The organism is Demequina sp., from assembly GCA_024707205.1.
GTDB lineage: Bacteria > Actinomycetota > Actinomycetes > Actinomycetales > Demequinaceae > Demequina.
Genome location: JANQAD010000001.1, coordinates 2166425 through 2181801 on the forward strand (window position 1 = coordinate 2166425; position 15377 = coordinate 2181801).

Below are 15377 nucleotides of genomic sequence, written 5' to 3' on the forward strand. Positions count from 1 at the left end.
TCTACGGGCGCGCGGCGAGCAGGGCCGACGCTTCCTGCCGTGCCGTTGTCGGCTCGCCCAGGTGCGCGAGGGCCGCGGGAATCTCGCGACCCTTGCTCGTCATCGCTTGGCCCCACAGCCGCCCCGCACGGTACGACGAGCGCACGAGCGGTCCAGACATGACTCCGAGGAAGCCGATCTCCTCCGCCGCGTCGGACAGCTCGACGAACTCCTCGGGCTTGACCCAGCGGTCAACGGGGTGGTGGCGCGGGCTCGGCCGCAGGTACTGCGTGATGGTGATGAGGTCGCAGCCGGCGTCGTGCAGGTCGCGGAGCGCCTGCACGGCCTCCTCGAAGGTCTCGCCCATGCCAAGGATGATGTTCGACTTGGTGACCAGGCCGTCGGCCTGTGCCGAGGTGAGCACAGACAGCGAGCGGTCGTAGCGGAACGCGGGGCGGATGCTCTTGAAGATGCGGGGAACGGTCTCAAGGTTGTGGGCGAGCACCTCGGGGCGCGAGGAGAACACCTCGGCGAGCTGATCGGGGTTCGCGTTGAAGTCGGGGATGAGGAGCTCAACTCCGGTGCCTGGCGTCATCGCGTGAATCTGGCGCACGGTCTCGGCGTAGAGCCACGCGCCGCCGTCAGGGAGGTCGTCTCGAGCGACGCCCGTGATGGTCGAGTACTTGAGTCCCATCTGCAGCACGGACTCGGCGACGCGTCTCGGCTCGTCCGCATCGAAGGCTGCGGGCTTGCCGGTGTCGATCTGGCAGAAGTCGCAGCGCCGCGTGCACTGGTCGCCGCCGATGAGGAACGTCGCCTCGCGGTCCTCCCAGCACTCGAAGATGTTGGGGCAGCCGGCCTCCTCGCACACGGTGTGAAGGCCGCCGGACTTCACGAGCGACTTCATGTCGTTGTACTCAGGGCCCATCGTGGCCTTGGTGCGGATCCACTCGGGCTTGCGCTCGATGGGGACTTCGGCATTGCGGGCTTCGATGCGCAGCATCTTGCGGCCCTCTGGCGCGATGGTCACACGGTCTCCTTGATGCGAGTGATGGGGGCCAGCGCGCGATTCACGCTGTCCACCACGGCGGGCGCGACGTCGTGGATGGTGACGACGCGTCCAAGTTCCATGCTGAGGCTAGTCACGTCAGCGTCGGCGATGCCACACGGGACGATGCGGTCGAACTGGCCGAGGTCTGGATTGCAGTTGAGCGCAAAGCCGTGCATCGTGACGCCCTTCGCCACGCGCACGCCGATCGCGCAGATCTTGCGCTCGCGCGCGGTGGCGGTGGCAGGAAGCCACACGCCCGAGCGGTCCTCGACGCGCATGGTCTCGAGCCCAAGGCCTGCGCAGACATCGATGATCGCCTGCTCCAGCTGGCGAACGTACTTCACCACGTCGATGGGCTCGTTGAGCCTCACGATCGGGTAGCCCACCAGCTGTCCGGGGCCGTGCCACGTGATCTTGCCGCCGCGGTCAACGTCCACGACGGGGGTGCCATCGACGGGGCGGTCCCACGACGCGGTGCGCTTGCCTGCGGTGTACACGTCCTCGTGCTCAACGAGCAGCATGCGGTCCTCGCCGCCGGCGACGACCTCCGCGTGCTCAGCCCGCTGGCGGTCCCAAGCCTCCTGGTACGGCACCAGCCGCACTCCGAGGTCGTAGGGCTCAATCCGCATAGCCTCAAGGCTAACCCGTGTCAGCGTCGGGCCATTCCCTTGTGACAATGGGTTCATGCGTCTGCCCACCTGGCTCCGTCCCGTGCTCATCGCTGTCGCCGTCCTCGCGTGGCTCGGGGTGGCCTCCGCGGGAGGCCAGACGTTCGGCAAGCTGTCCTCCGTTCAGGAGAACGACGCCGCCGTCTTCTTGCCGGAGAGCGCCGAGTCCACTCAGGCCGCGCAATGGCACGCGAAGTTCGTGCCGGTGCAGTCCGTGCCCGGGCTGTTCGTCGTTGACGGGCTGGCCGGCGAGGACGATCTCGCGAAGGTCCAGGCGTTCGCCGACGCGGCCGCGGCCGCGCCCATCGCGGGCGATCCCAAGGGCCGAACGGTTGACGACACCCTGCTCGCGCCGCCCACAGTGATCCCCTCGGAGGACGGCGCGGCCGCGCTCGTCACGTTCAGCGTGAGCGCGGAGGCGTACGGCGAACTCGTTGGCGAGGACACGCTTGGCGAATTCATCGCCTCCACGATCGTGTCAGTGTGGGAGGCCCAAGACACGGGCCTCGACGGGTATCTCACGGGAGCCATGGGGTTCGTCGCCGATCTGCTTGAGGCGTTCGCCGGGATCGACGGGGTGCTCCTGCTGGTGGCGCTTGGCGTGGTGCTGCTGATTCTGCTCATCGTCTACCGCAGCCCCGTGCTGCCGTTCCTGGTGCTCGCCACCGCGATGATCGCCCTCACCGCCGCCATCCTCGTGGTCTATCAGCTCGCCGCAAGAGACGTCATCACGCTCAACGGGCAGGCGCAAGGCATCATGTTCATCCTCGTGGTGGGCGCCACCACGGACTATGCGCTGCTAATGGTGGCCCGCTATCGCGAGGAACTGCTGCGCAACGAGTCGCCGTACACGGCGATGTGGGTGGCGTGGCGGCGATCGCTCGAGCCCATCGCGGCCTCCGCGGGGACGGTCGCGGCGGGCCTGTTGGTGCTGCTCTTGAGCGACCTCAAGTCGCTCCAATCGCTTGGCCCGGCAGGCGCCGTCGGCATCGCAGCGGCGCTGTTGGCGGTGCTGACACTGCTTCCGGCGCTCCTTCTCATCGGTGGGCGCCACGCACGGGGAGTGTTCTGGCCGCGCAGGCCCGCCTTCGTGGCCGCCGAGGCGGACCACCCGGCGGGGATGTGGGACAGGATCGCTTCGGGCGTCCGGGCACGGCCTCGCCGCACGTGGCTTCTCGCCGCGGGCGTATTGGTGCTGATGGCGGCGTTCCTGCCCATGCTCAAGGTGGGCGGCATCGGCAACCGCGACTACTTCCTGAACAACCCGGACTCGGTGAAGGGGCTGGCGGTCCTCGAGGAGCACTTCGACGCCGGCTCCACGTCTCCCGTGCGCATCATCGTGCCGCAAGAGGACGCGGAGGCGGTCGCGGCCGCCGTCGCCGAAGTTGATGGCATCTCCGCCGTGTACCCGCTCACCGAGTCCACGGCGAGCGGTCAGCCTCCGGTAGACGGCGAGCAGCCGATCGTCGTCGATGGCCACGTGGAGATCGTCGCCGTGACCCAGGTGGCGGCCACCGACGCTGCGGCGGCGGACGTCGTCGCCGACGTTCGCGCCGCGGTGGCGGAGATCTCGCCAACCGCGCTGGTTGGAGGCGAGGCCGCAGAGGCGCTCGACACGCGCCTCACCACCCAGCGCGACGCCGAGGTCATCATCCCTGCGGTTCTGTTGGTCATCTTCGTGGTGCTGATCCTGCTGCTCCGCGCGCTCGTGGCCCCGGCCGTGATTCTGCTGGCGAACATCCTCTCGTTCGCCGCCGCGCTGGGCCTGTCCGCGCTGGTGTTCACGGTGATCTTCGACTTCCCGGGCGTGGACCTCGCGACGATCCTGTTGGCGTTCGTGTTCCTCGTGGCGCTCGGCGTCGACTACTCGATCTTCCTCATGTCGAGGGCCCGCGAGGAGTCGCTGACGCGCGGCACTCGAGCGGGAGTGGAGCGCGCGCTCGCGGTGACGGGCGGCGTGATCACATCGGCTGGTGTGGTGCTCGCGGCAACCTTCGCCGCCCTCAGTGTGATCCCGTTGATCTTCCTCGCGCAGATCGCGTTCATCGTCAGCGCCGGAGTGCTGATCGACACGATCATCGTCCGATCCCTGCTCATACCAGGAACGATGTCGGATCTGGGGCGGTACTCCTGGGCGCCCTGGCATCGCGCGTTCAAAGACTAGCTGTGGATAACTCTTCGCCCCGGTGACGATGGCGCCACCCTTGGGGGATGACGGACTCACTTGAGCGCGAGATCGGCGCCGGCGGCGACCTGCTGCCGAGCGCGCTTGCGCGCTCCGCGGCGCTCGCACGGGCCCGGGTTCGTTACGCCGGAGTGCTCGCGCCCGCCAAGGTCTGGCGCCGGCCCGACGGCGTGGTTGCGGCGTCCTTTCGCGTCACCCAGGGCGCGTCGCTTGCCGAACTGACCGAGCGGCGTCGGCTGAGCGTGGGGGAGTGCGTCACCGTCGGCGTCGGGGTGGCGACCGCACTGGCCGCAATGCACTCGGAGCGGGTGGCTCATGGGGATGTTTCGGCGGCCAACGTCATCGTGGCAGGCCGGGCCGTGACGCTCGCGGACACGATGGGGGCGCTGGGCGAGGAGCGCGGAACTCCCGGCTTCGCCACCCCGGAGCGAGCGCGGGGCGCCACTGACGCCGGTGACGTCTTCGCCCTGGGGATGCTGCTCAGGTCCTTGGCGGACCCGGACGCCGAGCCCGTGATGCGCGCCTGGACGGAGCCGTTGCTTGCGGCGGACCCGGGCCAGCGGCCAACGGCAGCGCACGCGGCCGCGGCGCTGTCCCGCTGCGCCAAGCCCGAACCCGTCCGTGGCCTTGCCGCGCCCGTGGCGGCCGCGATCCGTGCGGGCGGCGTAGCGCGCACCGTGAAGCGGCCCGAGGATCGGTCGTGGAGGGCCGAGCGGATGGCGCTCCGGCTCTCGCCCCTGGCGGTGCTTGTGGCAGTCGCCACGGTGACCGGAGCGGCGCTCGTGCCATCCTTGGCCGTGGCGCCAACGACCCTCGGCGCGCATCACCCGCCGGCGCAGTCGCCGCGGACCGTTCCGCTCGCGGCAGGAGCGCTCGACTCGCCGGAGGACGCAGCTATGGAGCTCGTCGCTCGGCGGGTTGCGGCCCTCGCTGAGGGCGATGGGAACGCCCTGCTGGGACTGTCCCTTCCGGGCAGCCCGGCCGCCGAGGCGGATCTCGAGACGGCACAGTCCCTGGCAGAGGGCACTGTCGAGTTTGCAGGACTCTCGCTGGACCGCGTCACTGCTCGGCAGATCTCGACCACCCCAGGCGGAGCCATCGTAGAGGTGACCTCAGCGCTCAGCGGCTACAGCGTCGGGCAGAAGAAGGTGGCTGCAGGCGAGGCGACTGCCGTGCTGGAGCTGCGCCTCACGCAGCGGGGCTGGCTGGTGGAGCGAATCCTGCCCCCCGCATGACCCAAGCGGCGGCGTCGGCGATAGAAGTGTGATTCCACTCGAAGCCGAGCCGCGTCAGAACGCCGGCCTCGGCGTTCTGCGACGTGAGGAGGTCTACGGCGGCGTCGCCCGCGGCGAGCTTCATCGCCCAGGCAGGAACCGGGAAGGCGGCGGGCTTGCCTGCCGCGTGCGCGAGGGCGGCGATGAGGTCCTGATCGCGAGTCGCACGGGGCGCCACGATGTTGGCCGGCCCCTCGTGGGCGGTGGACTCCAGGAGGAACCGCGTGGCCCGCACCTGATCCTCGAGCGTGATCCACGCGTGGTACTCGCGGCCCGAGCCGAAGCGGCGAAGCAGCCCGCGCCGCACCAAGGGCAGCAGACGCTCCGCGAAGCCGCCGTGGGGTGCGAGCACGAGCCCCGTGCGGGTGAAAACCGTGCGGATACCAGCGTCGACGGCGGGCTTGGCCGATGCCTCCCAGGCCAGCACGATGTCGCTGAGGAAGGTCTTTCCGGCGTGGGAGCGCTCGGTGAGCACCTCATCGCCGCGGTCGCCGTAGAAGCCCATTGCCGAGCCCTGCATGAGCACGCCTTGCCACTTGCCCGCGACGAGCGTGCTCACGATGAGACCGGTGGAGTCCGTGCGCGACTTGCGCACCACCTTCTTGTACTCGGCCGTCATGCGCTTGTCGCCGATGGAGGCCCCCGCGAGGTTCACCACGGCGTCGCACGCGAGCAGGGCGTCGGCGTCGATGACGCCCTTCGCCGGGTCCCAGCGGGACTCTCCCGCGCGCGCCTCTCGTCGCACGAGCGCGAGCACCTCGTGTCCATCTGCGCGCAGAGACGCCGAGAGCGCCGTGCCAATGAGGCCCGACGCTCCCGAGATGGCGACTCGCATCTAGAGCCCTAGGTCGCTCTCGAAGTTGCCTTCCTCGATGCGCTTCTTGACGTCCTGCAGGAAGCGCGCGGCGTCGGCGCCGTCGATGAGACGGTGGTCGTAGCTGAGCGGCAGGAAGCACACGGGACGGATGGACAGCGTGTCCTCGCCGTTCGGCCCCTTACCCACCACGGCGCGCTTGACGATCGCGCACGTCGCGAGGATCGCGCCCTGTGGAGCGGGCACCACCGGGGTGTCGAACAGGGTGCCGAGCGAGCCGGTGTTGGTCACCGAGAACGTGCCGCCGGAGATCTCGTCGGCCTTCAGGCCGCCGCTGCGGGCGCGGGCCGCGAGGTCCGCGATGCCCTGCGCGTGCTCGGGCAGCGACTTGGAGTCGGCGTCGCGCAGCGTCGGCAGCATGAGGCCCTTCTCCGTGTCGACCGCGAGCGACAGGTTCACCGTTGGGTGGTAGACGATCGAGTCGTCCACGATCGACGCGTTGACGTTGGCGTGCTTCTGCAGCGCCTCCGCGGCCGCGACCGTGAAGAACGGCAGGAACGACAGTCCCACGCCGTACTTGGCCTGGAAGGCGTCCTTGCTCTTGGCCCGCAGGTCCCAGATCTTGGAGCAGTCCACCTCGATCACGGACGTCAGCTGCGCCATGCCGTGCAGCGACTCCATCATCTTGTCGGCGGTCACCTTGCGGATGCGCGTCATCTTGACCGTCTGGCCGCGCAGCTCGGAGACCTCTCGCTCGCCTTGGGCGGTGCCCGACGCTGCAGCGGGGGCGGCCGCCGCGGCAGGGGCGGCGGGGGCTGGCTGGGCAGCGGGGGCCGGTGCCTCGGCCGCGGCGATGATGTCTTCCTTGCGGATGCGGCCGCCGACGCCGGTGCCCGCGACTGCGCCGAGGTCAACCCCGCGCTCGGAAGCGAGCTTGCGCACGATCGGCGTAACGTAGCCGGATCCCGCGGGAGCGGAGGCGGCCGGCGCTGCCGGTGCAGGCGGTGCTACCGGTGCTGGCGGTGCCGCGGGAGCGGGCGGCGCTGCTGGAGCCTCGGCCACGGGCGGCGCAGGAACGGGAGCGGGAGCGGCGGCAACCGGGGGAGCCGGGACGGGCTCTGGAGCCGAGACGGGCTCCTGCGCGGGCGCTGGGGCGGCGACTGGAGCGGCGGATCCGTCGCCGATGCGGGCGAGCACCGCGCCAACGGCGACGACCTCGTCCTCGGCCACGAGAATCTCGGTGAGCGTGCCCGCGAACGGTGCGGGAATCTCGGTGTCGACCTTGTCCGTCGAGACCTCGACAAGCGGCTCGTCCACGGCGACGGCGTCGCCGACGTTCTTGAGCCAGCGCGTCACGGTGCCCTCTGTCACGGACTCGCCGAGAGCGGGAAGCGTGACCTCGCGGCCACCACCGGCGGGCGCAGCGGGCGCCTCCGCGGCGGGCGCCGCGGGCTCCTCGACGGGAGCGGCGGCGGGTGCCTCTTCGGCGACCTCGGGGGCCGCCTCGGCGACCTCCGCAGGCTCGGCGACCGGCTCAGGCTCTGCAACCGGCTCAGGTGCGGCGACGGGGGCAGCCGGCGCAGCGTCGGGCGTGCTGCCGGCCTCGTCGGCCGCGCCAACGCGAGCCAGGACCGCGCCAACCGCGGCGATCTCATCCTCGGGGACGACGATCTCCAGCAACGTGCCTGCTACGGGGGAGGGGATCTCGGTGTCGACCTTGTCGGTGGAGACCTCGAGAAGCGGCTCGTCGACGGCGACGGCGTCGCCGACGTTCTTCAGCCAGCGGGTGACGGTGCCCTCGGTGACGGATTCGCCGAGAGCGGGAAGCGTGACGTCTGTGCTCATGGTGGTGATTGTCTCCGATATCAGTCGTGCGCGTGCAGCGGCTTGCCTGCGAGGGCCAGGTGGGCCTCGCCGAGCGACTCGTTCTGGGTGGGGTGTGCGTGGATGAGCGGGGCGACGTCGTCGGGGTGCGCCTCCCAGCTGACGATGAGCTGGGCCTCGCCGATCTGCTCGCCCATGCGCTCGCCGAGCATGTGGATGCCCACCACGGGGCCGTCCACGACGCGCACGAGCTTGACGAAGCCCGTGGTGCCGAGGATCTGGCTCTTGCCGTTGCCGCCGAGGTTGTACTCGAGCGCGACCACCTTGTCGTCGCCGTGAATCTCCTTGGCCTTCGCCTCGGTGAGGCCAACAGAAGCGACCTCGGGGTTGCAGTAGGTGACCCTGGGGATGTTCGCCTCGACGATCGGCGCGGGGTTCAGACCCGCGATCTGCTCGGCGACGAAGATGCCCTGGCCAAAGCCGCGGTGCGCGAGCTGCAGGCCGGGAACGATGTCGCCTACCGCGTAGATGTTGGCGACGCCGGTGTGGAGGCGCTCGTCGGTGAGCACGAAGCCGCGGTCAACCCGCACGCCCTGCTCCTCGTAGCCGAGACCCTGCGTGCGCGGCCCGCGGCCAACGGCCACGAGCAGCACGTCCGCCGAATACGTGGTGCCGTCCTCGAGGGTCACGGCCACGCCGTTGTCGTCTTGCGTCACGCCCTGGAAGCGCACGCCAAGCTTGAAGTCGATGCCGCGGCGGCGGAACGCGCGCTCGAGGCCCTTGCTCAGCGCCTCGTCCTCGTTGGGGACCAGGTGCGGGAGCGCCTCGACGATCGTCACCTTGGAGCCAAACGACGTCCACACGGACGCGAACTCCACGCCGATCACGCCGCCGCCGAGCACGATCGCACTCGTGGGAACCGTGTCCATCTCGAGCGCCTGGTCGGACGTGATGACGCGGCCGCCGATCTCGAGCCCCGGAAGCGAGCGGGCGTACGAGCCCGTCGCCAAGACGATGTTGCGCCCGGTGTAACGCTCGCCGCCAACTTCAACAGCGTCGGGCCCCACGAGGCGGCCCGTGCCCTCGATGACGGTGACCCCGCGAGAACTCACGAGGCCCTGGAGGCCGCGGTACAGGCGGTCGATCACGCCCTGCTTGTAGGAGTTCACCGTGTTCATGTCGATGCCGGTGAGAGAGCTCAGCACGCCGTACTTGGAGCCTTCGCGGGCGTTGTCGGCGAGCTCCGCGGCGTGGAGGAGGGCCTTGGTGGGGATGCAGCCGTTGTGGAGGCACGTGCCACCCACCTTCGACTCCTCGACAAGGCCGACGCTCAGACCCAGCTGCGAGGCCCGCAACGCCGCCGCATAGCCGCCGCTGCCACCTCCCAGCACGAGTACGTCAAACGAGTGAGGGGTGGACTCGGTCACGATGGGGTCTCCTTGTAAGGACAGTCGGTATGTCCATCTTGCCACCACAGTGCGGGCTCGCGAACCGCGAACGGCCGCTAACCTGGGCACATGGGATTGTTCTCGCGGAAGCCCAAGGACCAGGCGGCGGCTTCGCCAAAGGATGCCCAAGCGGAGACGATTGCTCACCTGCGTGAGTTCGTCAGCACGCATGCGGGCTGCGAGGCGTTCATCGAGCCTCCGACTCGCGTGACGCAGACCACGATGGTGGTCGTGGCGGACACGGGGGAGTGGACCCGCCGCCGCATCCCCGATCAGGCCACCGCGCGCAAGGTGGCCGAGAAGCTCGGCGTGCCCGCGTTCGACGTCAACCTCTCCGGCTACCCGTCACGCATGCGCGAGTGGAACGAGACGCACCGCAAGCAGTGGTGACGTGCGCCTGCGGGCCCGGTAGGCACCGCCTTCTGCGGCTAGCGGCTCCTGGAATGGGCTCCTAGGGCGCCCAAGCGGCAGTTTCGCGACACTCACGACCCATTCCGGGCCCGACGCTGGGGTGGGGTGGTCGCCGAGGCCCGCCTAGCCTTCCGCGCGGTTCGCGAGGAAGCGCAGCAGCGTGCGCACCGAGTGGCCCGTCGCTCCCGGCGGGGTGTAGTCATGTGCCGCGCCCTCGTTGAAGGCGGGGCGGGCGATGTCGAGGTGACCCCACGGGGTGTCGCCGACGAATTCCTTGAGGAACAGTCCGGCTGACAGCATGCCGCCGCCGTTGGGGTCGCCGACGTTCTGGATGTCCGCGACCTTCGAGTTGATCGACTCGCGCAGGTGCTCGGGCAGCGGCATCGGCCACATGGACTCTCCGGCCGCGTCCGCCGCGGCGACGATCTCGGCGCGCACGCCGTCATCGCCCATGACGCCTGAGGTGCGCGTGCCGAGCGCCATGCCCTGCGCGCCCGTGAGCGTTGCCACGTCGAGCACCACGTCCGGCGACTCCTCGATGGCCTTGACGAGGCCGTCGGCCATCACGAGGCGGCCCTCAGCGTCCGTGTTCATGACCTCAACTGTCTTGCCGCCGTAGATGCGGATCACGTCGGACGGCCGCTGCGCGGTGGCCGACGGCATGTTCTCCGCGATGCACAGCCAGCCCGTCACACCGACGCCAAGCCCAAGCCGCGCCGCGGCGACCACGGTGTGCAGCACGATCGCCGCGCCGGACATGTCCGACTTCATGGTCTCCATGCCCTTCGGCGGCTTGAGCGAGATGCCGCCCGTGTCGAACGTGATGCCCTTGCCGACGAGGGCCACCGTCCCGCTGGCGCCGTCCGGCGCGTAGGCGATGCGCACGAGCCGCGGGGGACGGGACGAGCCCTGGCCAACGCCGATGATGCCGCCGCAGCCCATCTCGGCGAGCTCGACCTCGTCCCAGACCGTGACGGAGACGCCGTGCTCGGCGCCGAGCGCGACCGCGGCGTCCGCGAGTGCTGCCGGGTACATGTCGAGCGGGGGAGTGTTGACGAGGTCGCGGGAGCCGTTGACCGCCTCGGCGACGATCTGGCCGCGGTCAATCGCGGCGTCGGAGGCGCCGGCGATGAGCCATTCCGTCTCGTGACCCTCGTGATCGGACTTGTACGCGGTGAACGAGTACGAGCCCAGCAGCACCCCGTGCACCACCGCGGTCGCATCGCCGTCGTCGGCAATCGGCAGCGCGACGGCCACTCGGGCCGCCTTCTTGCCGACCGCGCGCGACGCGGAGCCGGCCGCCTCCCGCAACTCGTTCGCGGTCCCGTCGCCGATGCCGACTCCCACAACCCGGGTCGTGGAAACCGCCCCGTTGCCAGGTACGACGGTCACCGAACCGATCTTTCCGCTCGACTCGAGCGCACCCAAGGAGGCCTCAAGCGCCGCCCGCGCAGCGTCGGGCAACTGGGGGTGGGCGGCCACCTCGCCCTCGCCGGTGAGCCCGATGATCAGGGCGTCGGCCTCGAGGGTGTCAAGGGCGTCGGAAAGTGCGGCAACTGAGGTCATGAGCCGAGCCTAACCCGCACTACGGTGGTGCCATGTACCGCTCCTTCTACAGGCACGTGCTGTGCCACGTGGACGCGGAGAAGGCCCACCGATTCGGCGTGCTCGCCTTTGCGAAGCTGCCGTTCCTGTTCCGCGCCGGGCGGTCGCTCAACGCGGGGATCGAGGTCATGGGGCTGACCTTCCCTGGCGCGGTCGGGCTCGCGGCCGGCATGGACAAGAACGCGGAGGCCGTCGTAGGCCTCGCGAATGCGGGCTTCGGCTTCGTGGAGATCGGCACCGTCACCGCCCGCCCCCAGCGGGGCAACCCCAAGCCGCGGTCGTGGCGAGAACTCGACGTGCACGGCCTGCGCAATCAGATGGGCTTCAACAACGAGGGTGCCGACGCCGTTGCCCGACGCCTGGCGCGGCTTCGCTCCACGCCTCGCGGCCGCGCGGTGCTCCTTGGGATAAACATCGGCAAGACGAAGGTGACGGCGCCGGAGGACGCCGCGAGCGACTACGCCTACTCGGCGCGCGCCCTGGCGCCGTACGCGGACTACCTCGTGGTCAACGTGTCGTCGCCGAACACGCCGGGCCTGCGGGACCTGCAGTCGGTGGACGCGCTGCGGCCCATCCTCGAGTACGTGAGGCTCGCCGCCGACGAGGCCTCGCCGGAGCGGCGAGTGCCGCTCCTCGTGAAGATCGCGCCCGACCTCGCGGATGAGGACGTCGATGCTGTCACCGCGCTGGCACTCGAGCTTGACCTCGACGGCATCGTCGCCACCAACACCACCATCAACCACGACCGCGGACCGGGAGGGCTGTCCGGCCCGCCGGTCCGGGAGCGCGCCCAAGCCGTGGTCGCGCGCATAGCCGCGGCAGCGTCGGGCCGGCTGGCGATCATCGGCGTTGGCGGCATCTCGAGCGAGGCCGATGCGCGCGCCTTTTTCGCCGCGGGCGCGGACCTGCTGCAGGTCTACACCGCGTTTGTGTACGAGGGTCCGGGCTGGGTCGCGAGGCTCAACAGAACTCTTGGAAAACTCTCAGAAAAGGCGGGAACTAGGTAGCGCCAAGGTGCGTTGCCTAGATGTACGTTCCTGCCAGGCGTACGAGCATTGTTTTCTCCTTTGAGGCGAAGGGCCCGGGTTGATCGCCCGGGCCCTTCGTCTGCTCCTAGGGGATTACGAGCGTGACGCGGGGCTGCTCGCGGCCGTGTGGGACGGGTCGCGCTCCACGATGTCCCCGAGCGCCTCGTCGATGCGTGCCATGAGCTCTTCCGGGATCTCGACGCCGGACGCCTTCGCGTTCTCCGTCACCTGCTCTGGACGTGACGCACCGATGATCGCCGCCGCGACGTTGCTGTTTTGCAGCACCCACGCCACGGACAGTTGGGCCATGGTGAGGCCAAGCTCCTCGGCGATGGGCCTCAGGTTCTGCACGCGGGTGAGGACGTCGTCGTTGAGGAAGCGCTTGATCATGTTCGCGCCGCCCTTCTCATCCGTGGCGCGGCTGCCCTCTGGGAGCGGCGCGCCAGGCAGGTACTTGCCCGTCAGCACGCCCTGCGCCACCGGCGACCAGACGATCTGGCTGAGGCCCTCATCTCGCGACGCGGGAACGACCTCGTCCTCGATGACGCGCCACAGCATGGAGTACTGCGGCTGGTTCGAGATGAAGGGGACGTTGAGTTCCCTCGCGAGCGCCGCGCCGGCCCGGATCTGACCTGCCGTCCACTCGCTGACGCCGATGTAGAGCGCCTTTTCCCTGGCGGACGATGTCCGCGAAGGCGAGCATCGTCTCCTCGAGAGGAGTGTCGTGGTCAAAGCGATGCGCCTGGTAGAGGTCCACATAGTCGGTCCGGAGTCGCTTCAGCGAGCCGTTGATGGACTCCATGACGTGCTTGCGTGAGAGCCCGGAGTCGTTCGCGCCGCGTGGACCAGTTGGCCAGTAGACCTTCGTGAAGATCTCGAGACTCTCGCGCCGCTCGCCCTTGAGGATGTCGCCGAGGACGGCTTCCGCGGCGGTGTTCGCGTACGCGTCCGCGGTGTCGAAGGACGTGATGCCGACGTCGAGTGCCGCCTTGACGCATGCCGCGGCCTGCTCGTTCTCGACCTGCGAGCCGTGGGTGAGCCAGTTGCCGTATACGAGCTCCGTGATCTTGAGGCCGGAGTTGCCCAGATAGCGATAGGTGACCATGCGCCCAGCCTAACCGGACGGTAACCAGCCGACCCCAGCGTCGGGCGCGGGCAGCGTCCACACGAAAAGCCCTCGAATAACCGCCCGACCCCCGCATTGAGGTAGATGCCGGGTGATTCTGAGGGGGTATTCGCCCGTGTACTACCTCAACCGCAAAGCCAAGTAGGGAGCTACGCCGGGAACTCGCCGCGGCGCACCTTGGGCTTCGGCGTGCGGAAGCGGCGCATGTTCAGAGAGCGCGCGATGCAGTAGAACGTGAAGCCTCGCGGCAGCTTGTTCGCGCCGAACTTCGCGATCACGGCCTTCTTGAGGCGGCGCAGCATGAGCCAGGTCTCCACCGCGGCCATCAGCACGATGACGTAGAAGCCGAGGATGAGGATCCCACCAAGTGCGGCCTGGTTGCCCACCACGAGCGAGAGCACGACGAAGAGGATCGACATCGGCAGCAGGAACTCGCCCACCGACGTGCGCGCGTCGATGTAGTCGCGAATGAATCGCTTCTCCGGGCCGCGGTGCTCGAGCGGCATGTTGCGCTCGTCGCCGCTACGCATCGCCTTGTACTCGTTCTCGCGACGCTCGCGGTCCTTCGCCCGACGCTGCTTGGCGTCCGCCTTGACGTCCACCACCAGCCCGCGCTTGTTCGCAGCCTCCCGCTCCTTGCGCTTCGGGGTCGCCTGCCCCTTCTTGTCCGACGGCGTTGTCGGTTCCGCGGGCGCGGCTGTCTGAGGCGTGGGTTCAGTCTTGCGGGAGGCCATGCGGGGGATCCTTAGCGGTCAGTCCTTCGCCGGGTTCACGGCGGGCAGGGAGAGCATACGGTCAAGGGCGATCTTCGCGAAGTGCTCGGTCTCTTCGTCGACCACGATTCGGTTAACAACCTCACCCGCAACGAGCGACTCGAGCGCCCACACCAGGTGCGGCAGGTCGATGCGGTTCATCGTGGAGCAGAAGCACACCGTGTCTTCGAGGAAGTGAACGGGCTTGTCGGGGTGCGCATTCGCGAGGCGGCGCACCAGGTTGAGCTCGGTGCCGATGCCCCACTCGGTGCCCGGTTCCGCGGCCTCGATGGTCTTGATGATGTACTCGGTGGAGCCCACGTAGTCCGCCGCGGTCACCACATCGTTCGCGCATTCCGGGTGCGCGATGATGTTGATGCCTGGCACGCGCTCGCGCAGCGCCTCGACGTTCTCGCGGCGGAAGCGACCGTGCACGGAGCAGTGGCCCTTCCACAGGATCACGCGCGCGGCCTCGAGTTGCTCGCGGGTGTTGCCGCCCAGGGGCTTGCGGGGGTCGTAGAGCACGCAGTCGTCAAGGCTGAGGCCCAGCTGCAGCACTGCGGTGTTGCGGCCGAGGTGCTGATCCGGCAAGAACAGAACCTTGCCCTGCCCCTCAAGTCCACCGACTTGATCGAATGCCCAGCGGAGCGCAACCTCGGCGTTCGAGGAGGTGCAGACCGCACCCCCGTTGCGACCGCAGAAGGCCTTGATCGCGGCGGTGGAGTTCATGTACGTGATGGGCACCGTCTGCTCGGCGACGCCGGCCTCGGCGAGCTGAGCCCACGCGTCCTCCACCTGGTTGATGTTGGCCATGTCCGCCATGGAACAGCCGGCCGCCATGTCGGGCAGGATGACCTGCTGCGCGTCGGAGGTCAGGATGTCCGCGCTCTCCGCCATGAAGTGCACGCCGCAGAACACGATGAACTCCGCTTGCGGCCGCCCGGCGGCGTCGCGCGCGAGCTTGAACGAATCGCCGGTCACGTCGGCGAACTGGATGACCTCATCGCGCTGATAGTGGTGGCCGAGGATGAAGACGCGCTCACCAAGAGCGGCCTTCGCCGCCCGCGCGCGCTCGACGAGATCGGGGTCCGACGCTGCGGGCAGTGCGCCCGTGCAGTCGACTCCGCGCTCAGACAAGGGGTCGCGGCGCTTTCCCAGAAGCAGCAGCGCCGGCGAGGACCCAGGTTCCGTGAAGGTCTGCGTCATTCAAAC

At 69.2% G+C, this 15377-nt stretch carries 12 protein-coding genes and 1 pseudogene; 4 read left to right on the forward strand and 9 right to left on the reverse strand.

All coding sequences use genetic code 11. The features are described 5' to 3' along the window. Position 1: 1 nt before the first annotated feature. Both lipA and lipB read right to left on the reverse strand, forming a co-directional pair. Positions 2–1009, reverse strand: a complete 1008-nt coding sequence (gene lipA / locus NVV57_11145; GenBank protein ID MCR6713203.1) for a lipoyl synthase — start codon at positions 1007–1009, stop codon at positions 2–4. Further along, the gene (gene lipB, locus NVV57_11150) at positions 1006–1659 is read right to left on the reverse strand and encodes a lipoyl(octanoyl) transferase LipB (protein ID MCR6713204.1); all 654 of its coding nucleotides are present in this window, start codon (positions 1657–1659) and stop codon (positions 1006–1008) included. Before lipB ends, lipA begins: the two co-directional genes overlap by 4 nt. Before the next feature lie 55 nt (positions 1660–1714). Between lipB and NVV57_11155 the strand changes: the two genes are divergently transcribed. Both NVV57_11155 and NVV57_11160 read left to right on the forward strand, forming a co-directional pair. Then, the gene (locus tag NVV57_11155) at positions 1715–3862 is read left to right on the forward strand and encodes an MMPL family transporter (protein ID MCR6713205.1); all 2148 of its coding nucleotides are present in this window, start codon (positions 1715–1717) and stop codon (positions 3860–3862) included. 47 nt (positions 3863–3909) lie between these two features. Then, positions 3910–5118: a hypothetical protein gene (locus NVV57_11160; protein ID MCR6713206.1), complete on the forward strand. Its 1209-nt coding sequence runs from the start codon at positions 3910–3912 to the stop codon at positions 5116–5118. Here NVV57_11160 and NVV57_11165 read toward each other — a convergent pair. Genes NVV57_11165 through lpdA form a run of 3 tightly spaced genes read right to left on the reverse strand, consistent with a single transcriptional unit; the run spans position 5072 to position 9222 of the window. Beyond that, positions 5072–5992: a TIGR01777 family oxidoreductase gene (locus NVV57_11165; GenBank protein MCR6713207.1), complete on the reverse strand. Its 921-nt coding sequence runs from the start codon at positions 5990–5992 to the stop codon at positions 5072–5074. The genes NVV57_11160 and NVV57_11165 overlap by 47 nt on opposite strands. Beyond that, on the reverse strand, positions 5993–7816 hold the full coding sequence (gene sucB, locus NVV57_11170) for a 2-oxoglutarate dehydrogenase, E2 component, dihydrolipoamide succinyltransferase (protein ID MCR6713208.1): 1824 nt from the start codon (positions 7814–7816) through the stop codon (positions 5993–5995). A 20-nt stretch (positions 7817–7836) separates the two neighbouring features. Next, positions 7837–9222, reverse strand: coding sequence for a dihydrolipoyl dehydrogenase (lpdA, locus tag NVV57_11175; GenBank protein MCR6713209.1), 1386 nt, complete (start codon positions 9220–9222; stop codon positions 7837–7839). A gap of 90 nt (positions 9223–9312) precedes the next feature. Here lpdA and NVV57_11180 point away from each other — a divergent pair, with 90 nt between their 5' ends. Further along, the gene (locus tag NVV57_11180; protein ID MCR6713210.1) at positions 9313–9633 is read left to right on the forward strand and encodes an oxidoreductase; all 321 of its coding nucleotides are present in this window, start codon (positions 9313–9315) and stop codon (positions 9631–9633) included. A gap of 144 nt (positions 9634–9777) precedes the next feature. On the opposite strand, the gene NVV57_11185 is transcribed toward NVV57_11180, so the two are convergent. Continuing rightward, positions 9778–11220: a leucyl aminopeptidase gene (locus tag NVV57_11185; GenBank protein MCR6713211.1), complete on the reverse strand. Its 1443-nt coding sequence runs from the start codon at positions 11218–11220 to the stop codon at positions 9778–9780. A 32-nt stretch (positions 11221–11252) separates the two neighbouring features. Here NVV57_11185 and NVV57_11190 point away from each other — a divergent pair, with 32 nt between their 5' ends. Beyond that, the gene (locus tag NVV57_11190) at positions 11253–12266 is read left to right on the forward strand and encodes a quinone-dependent dihydroorotate dehydrogenase (protein ID MCR6713212.1); all 1014 of its coding nucleotides are present in this window, start codon (positions 11253–11255) and stop codon (positions 12264–12266) included. Between the two features lie 114 nt (positions 12267–12380). On the opposite strand, the pseudogene NVV57_11195 reads toward NVV57_11190, so the two are convergent. The 3 genes and pseudogenes from NVV57_11195 to nadA all read right to left on the reverse strand — a co-directional run bounded on the left by NVV57_11195 (position 12381) and on the right by nadA (position 15371). After that, positions 12381–13392 (reverse strand): annotated as a pseudogene (locus NVV57_11195) (aldo/keto reductase family protein). Positions 13393–13562: 170 nt separating this feature from the next. Beyond that, positions 13563–14147 (reverse strand): DUF3043 domain-containing protein, encoded by a 585-nt coding sequence (locus tag NVV57_11200; protein ID MCR6713213.1) that lies wholly within the window; start codon positions 14145–14147, stop codon positions 13563–13565. An 18-nt stretch (positions 14148–14165) separates the two neighbouring features. Continuing rightward, a complete protein-coding gene (gene nadA / locus NVV57_11205) occupies positions 14166–15371 on the reverse strand; it encodes a quinolinate synthase NadA (GenBank protein MCR6713214.1) in 1206 nt (401 codons plus the stop codon). Between the last annotated feature and the right edge of the window lie 6 nt (positions 15372–15377).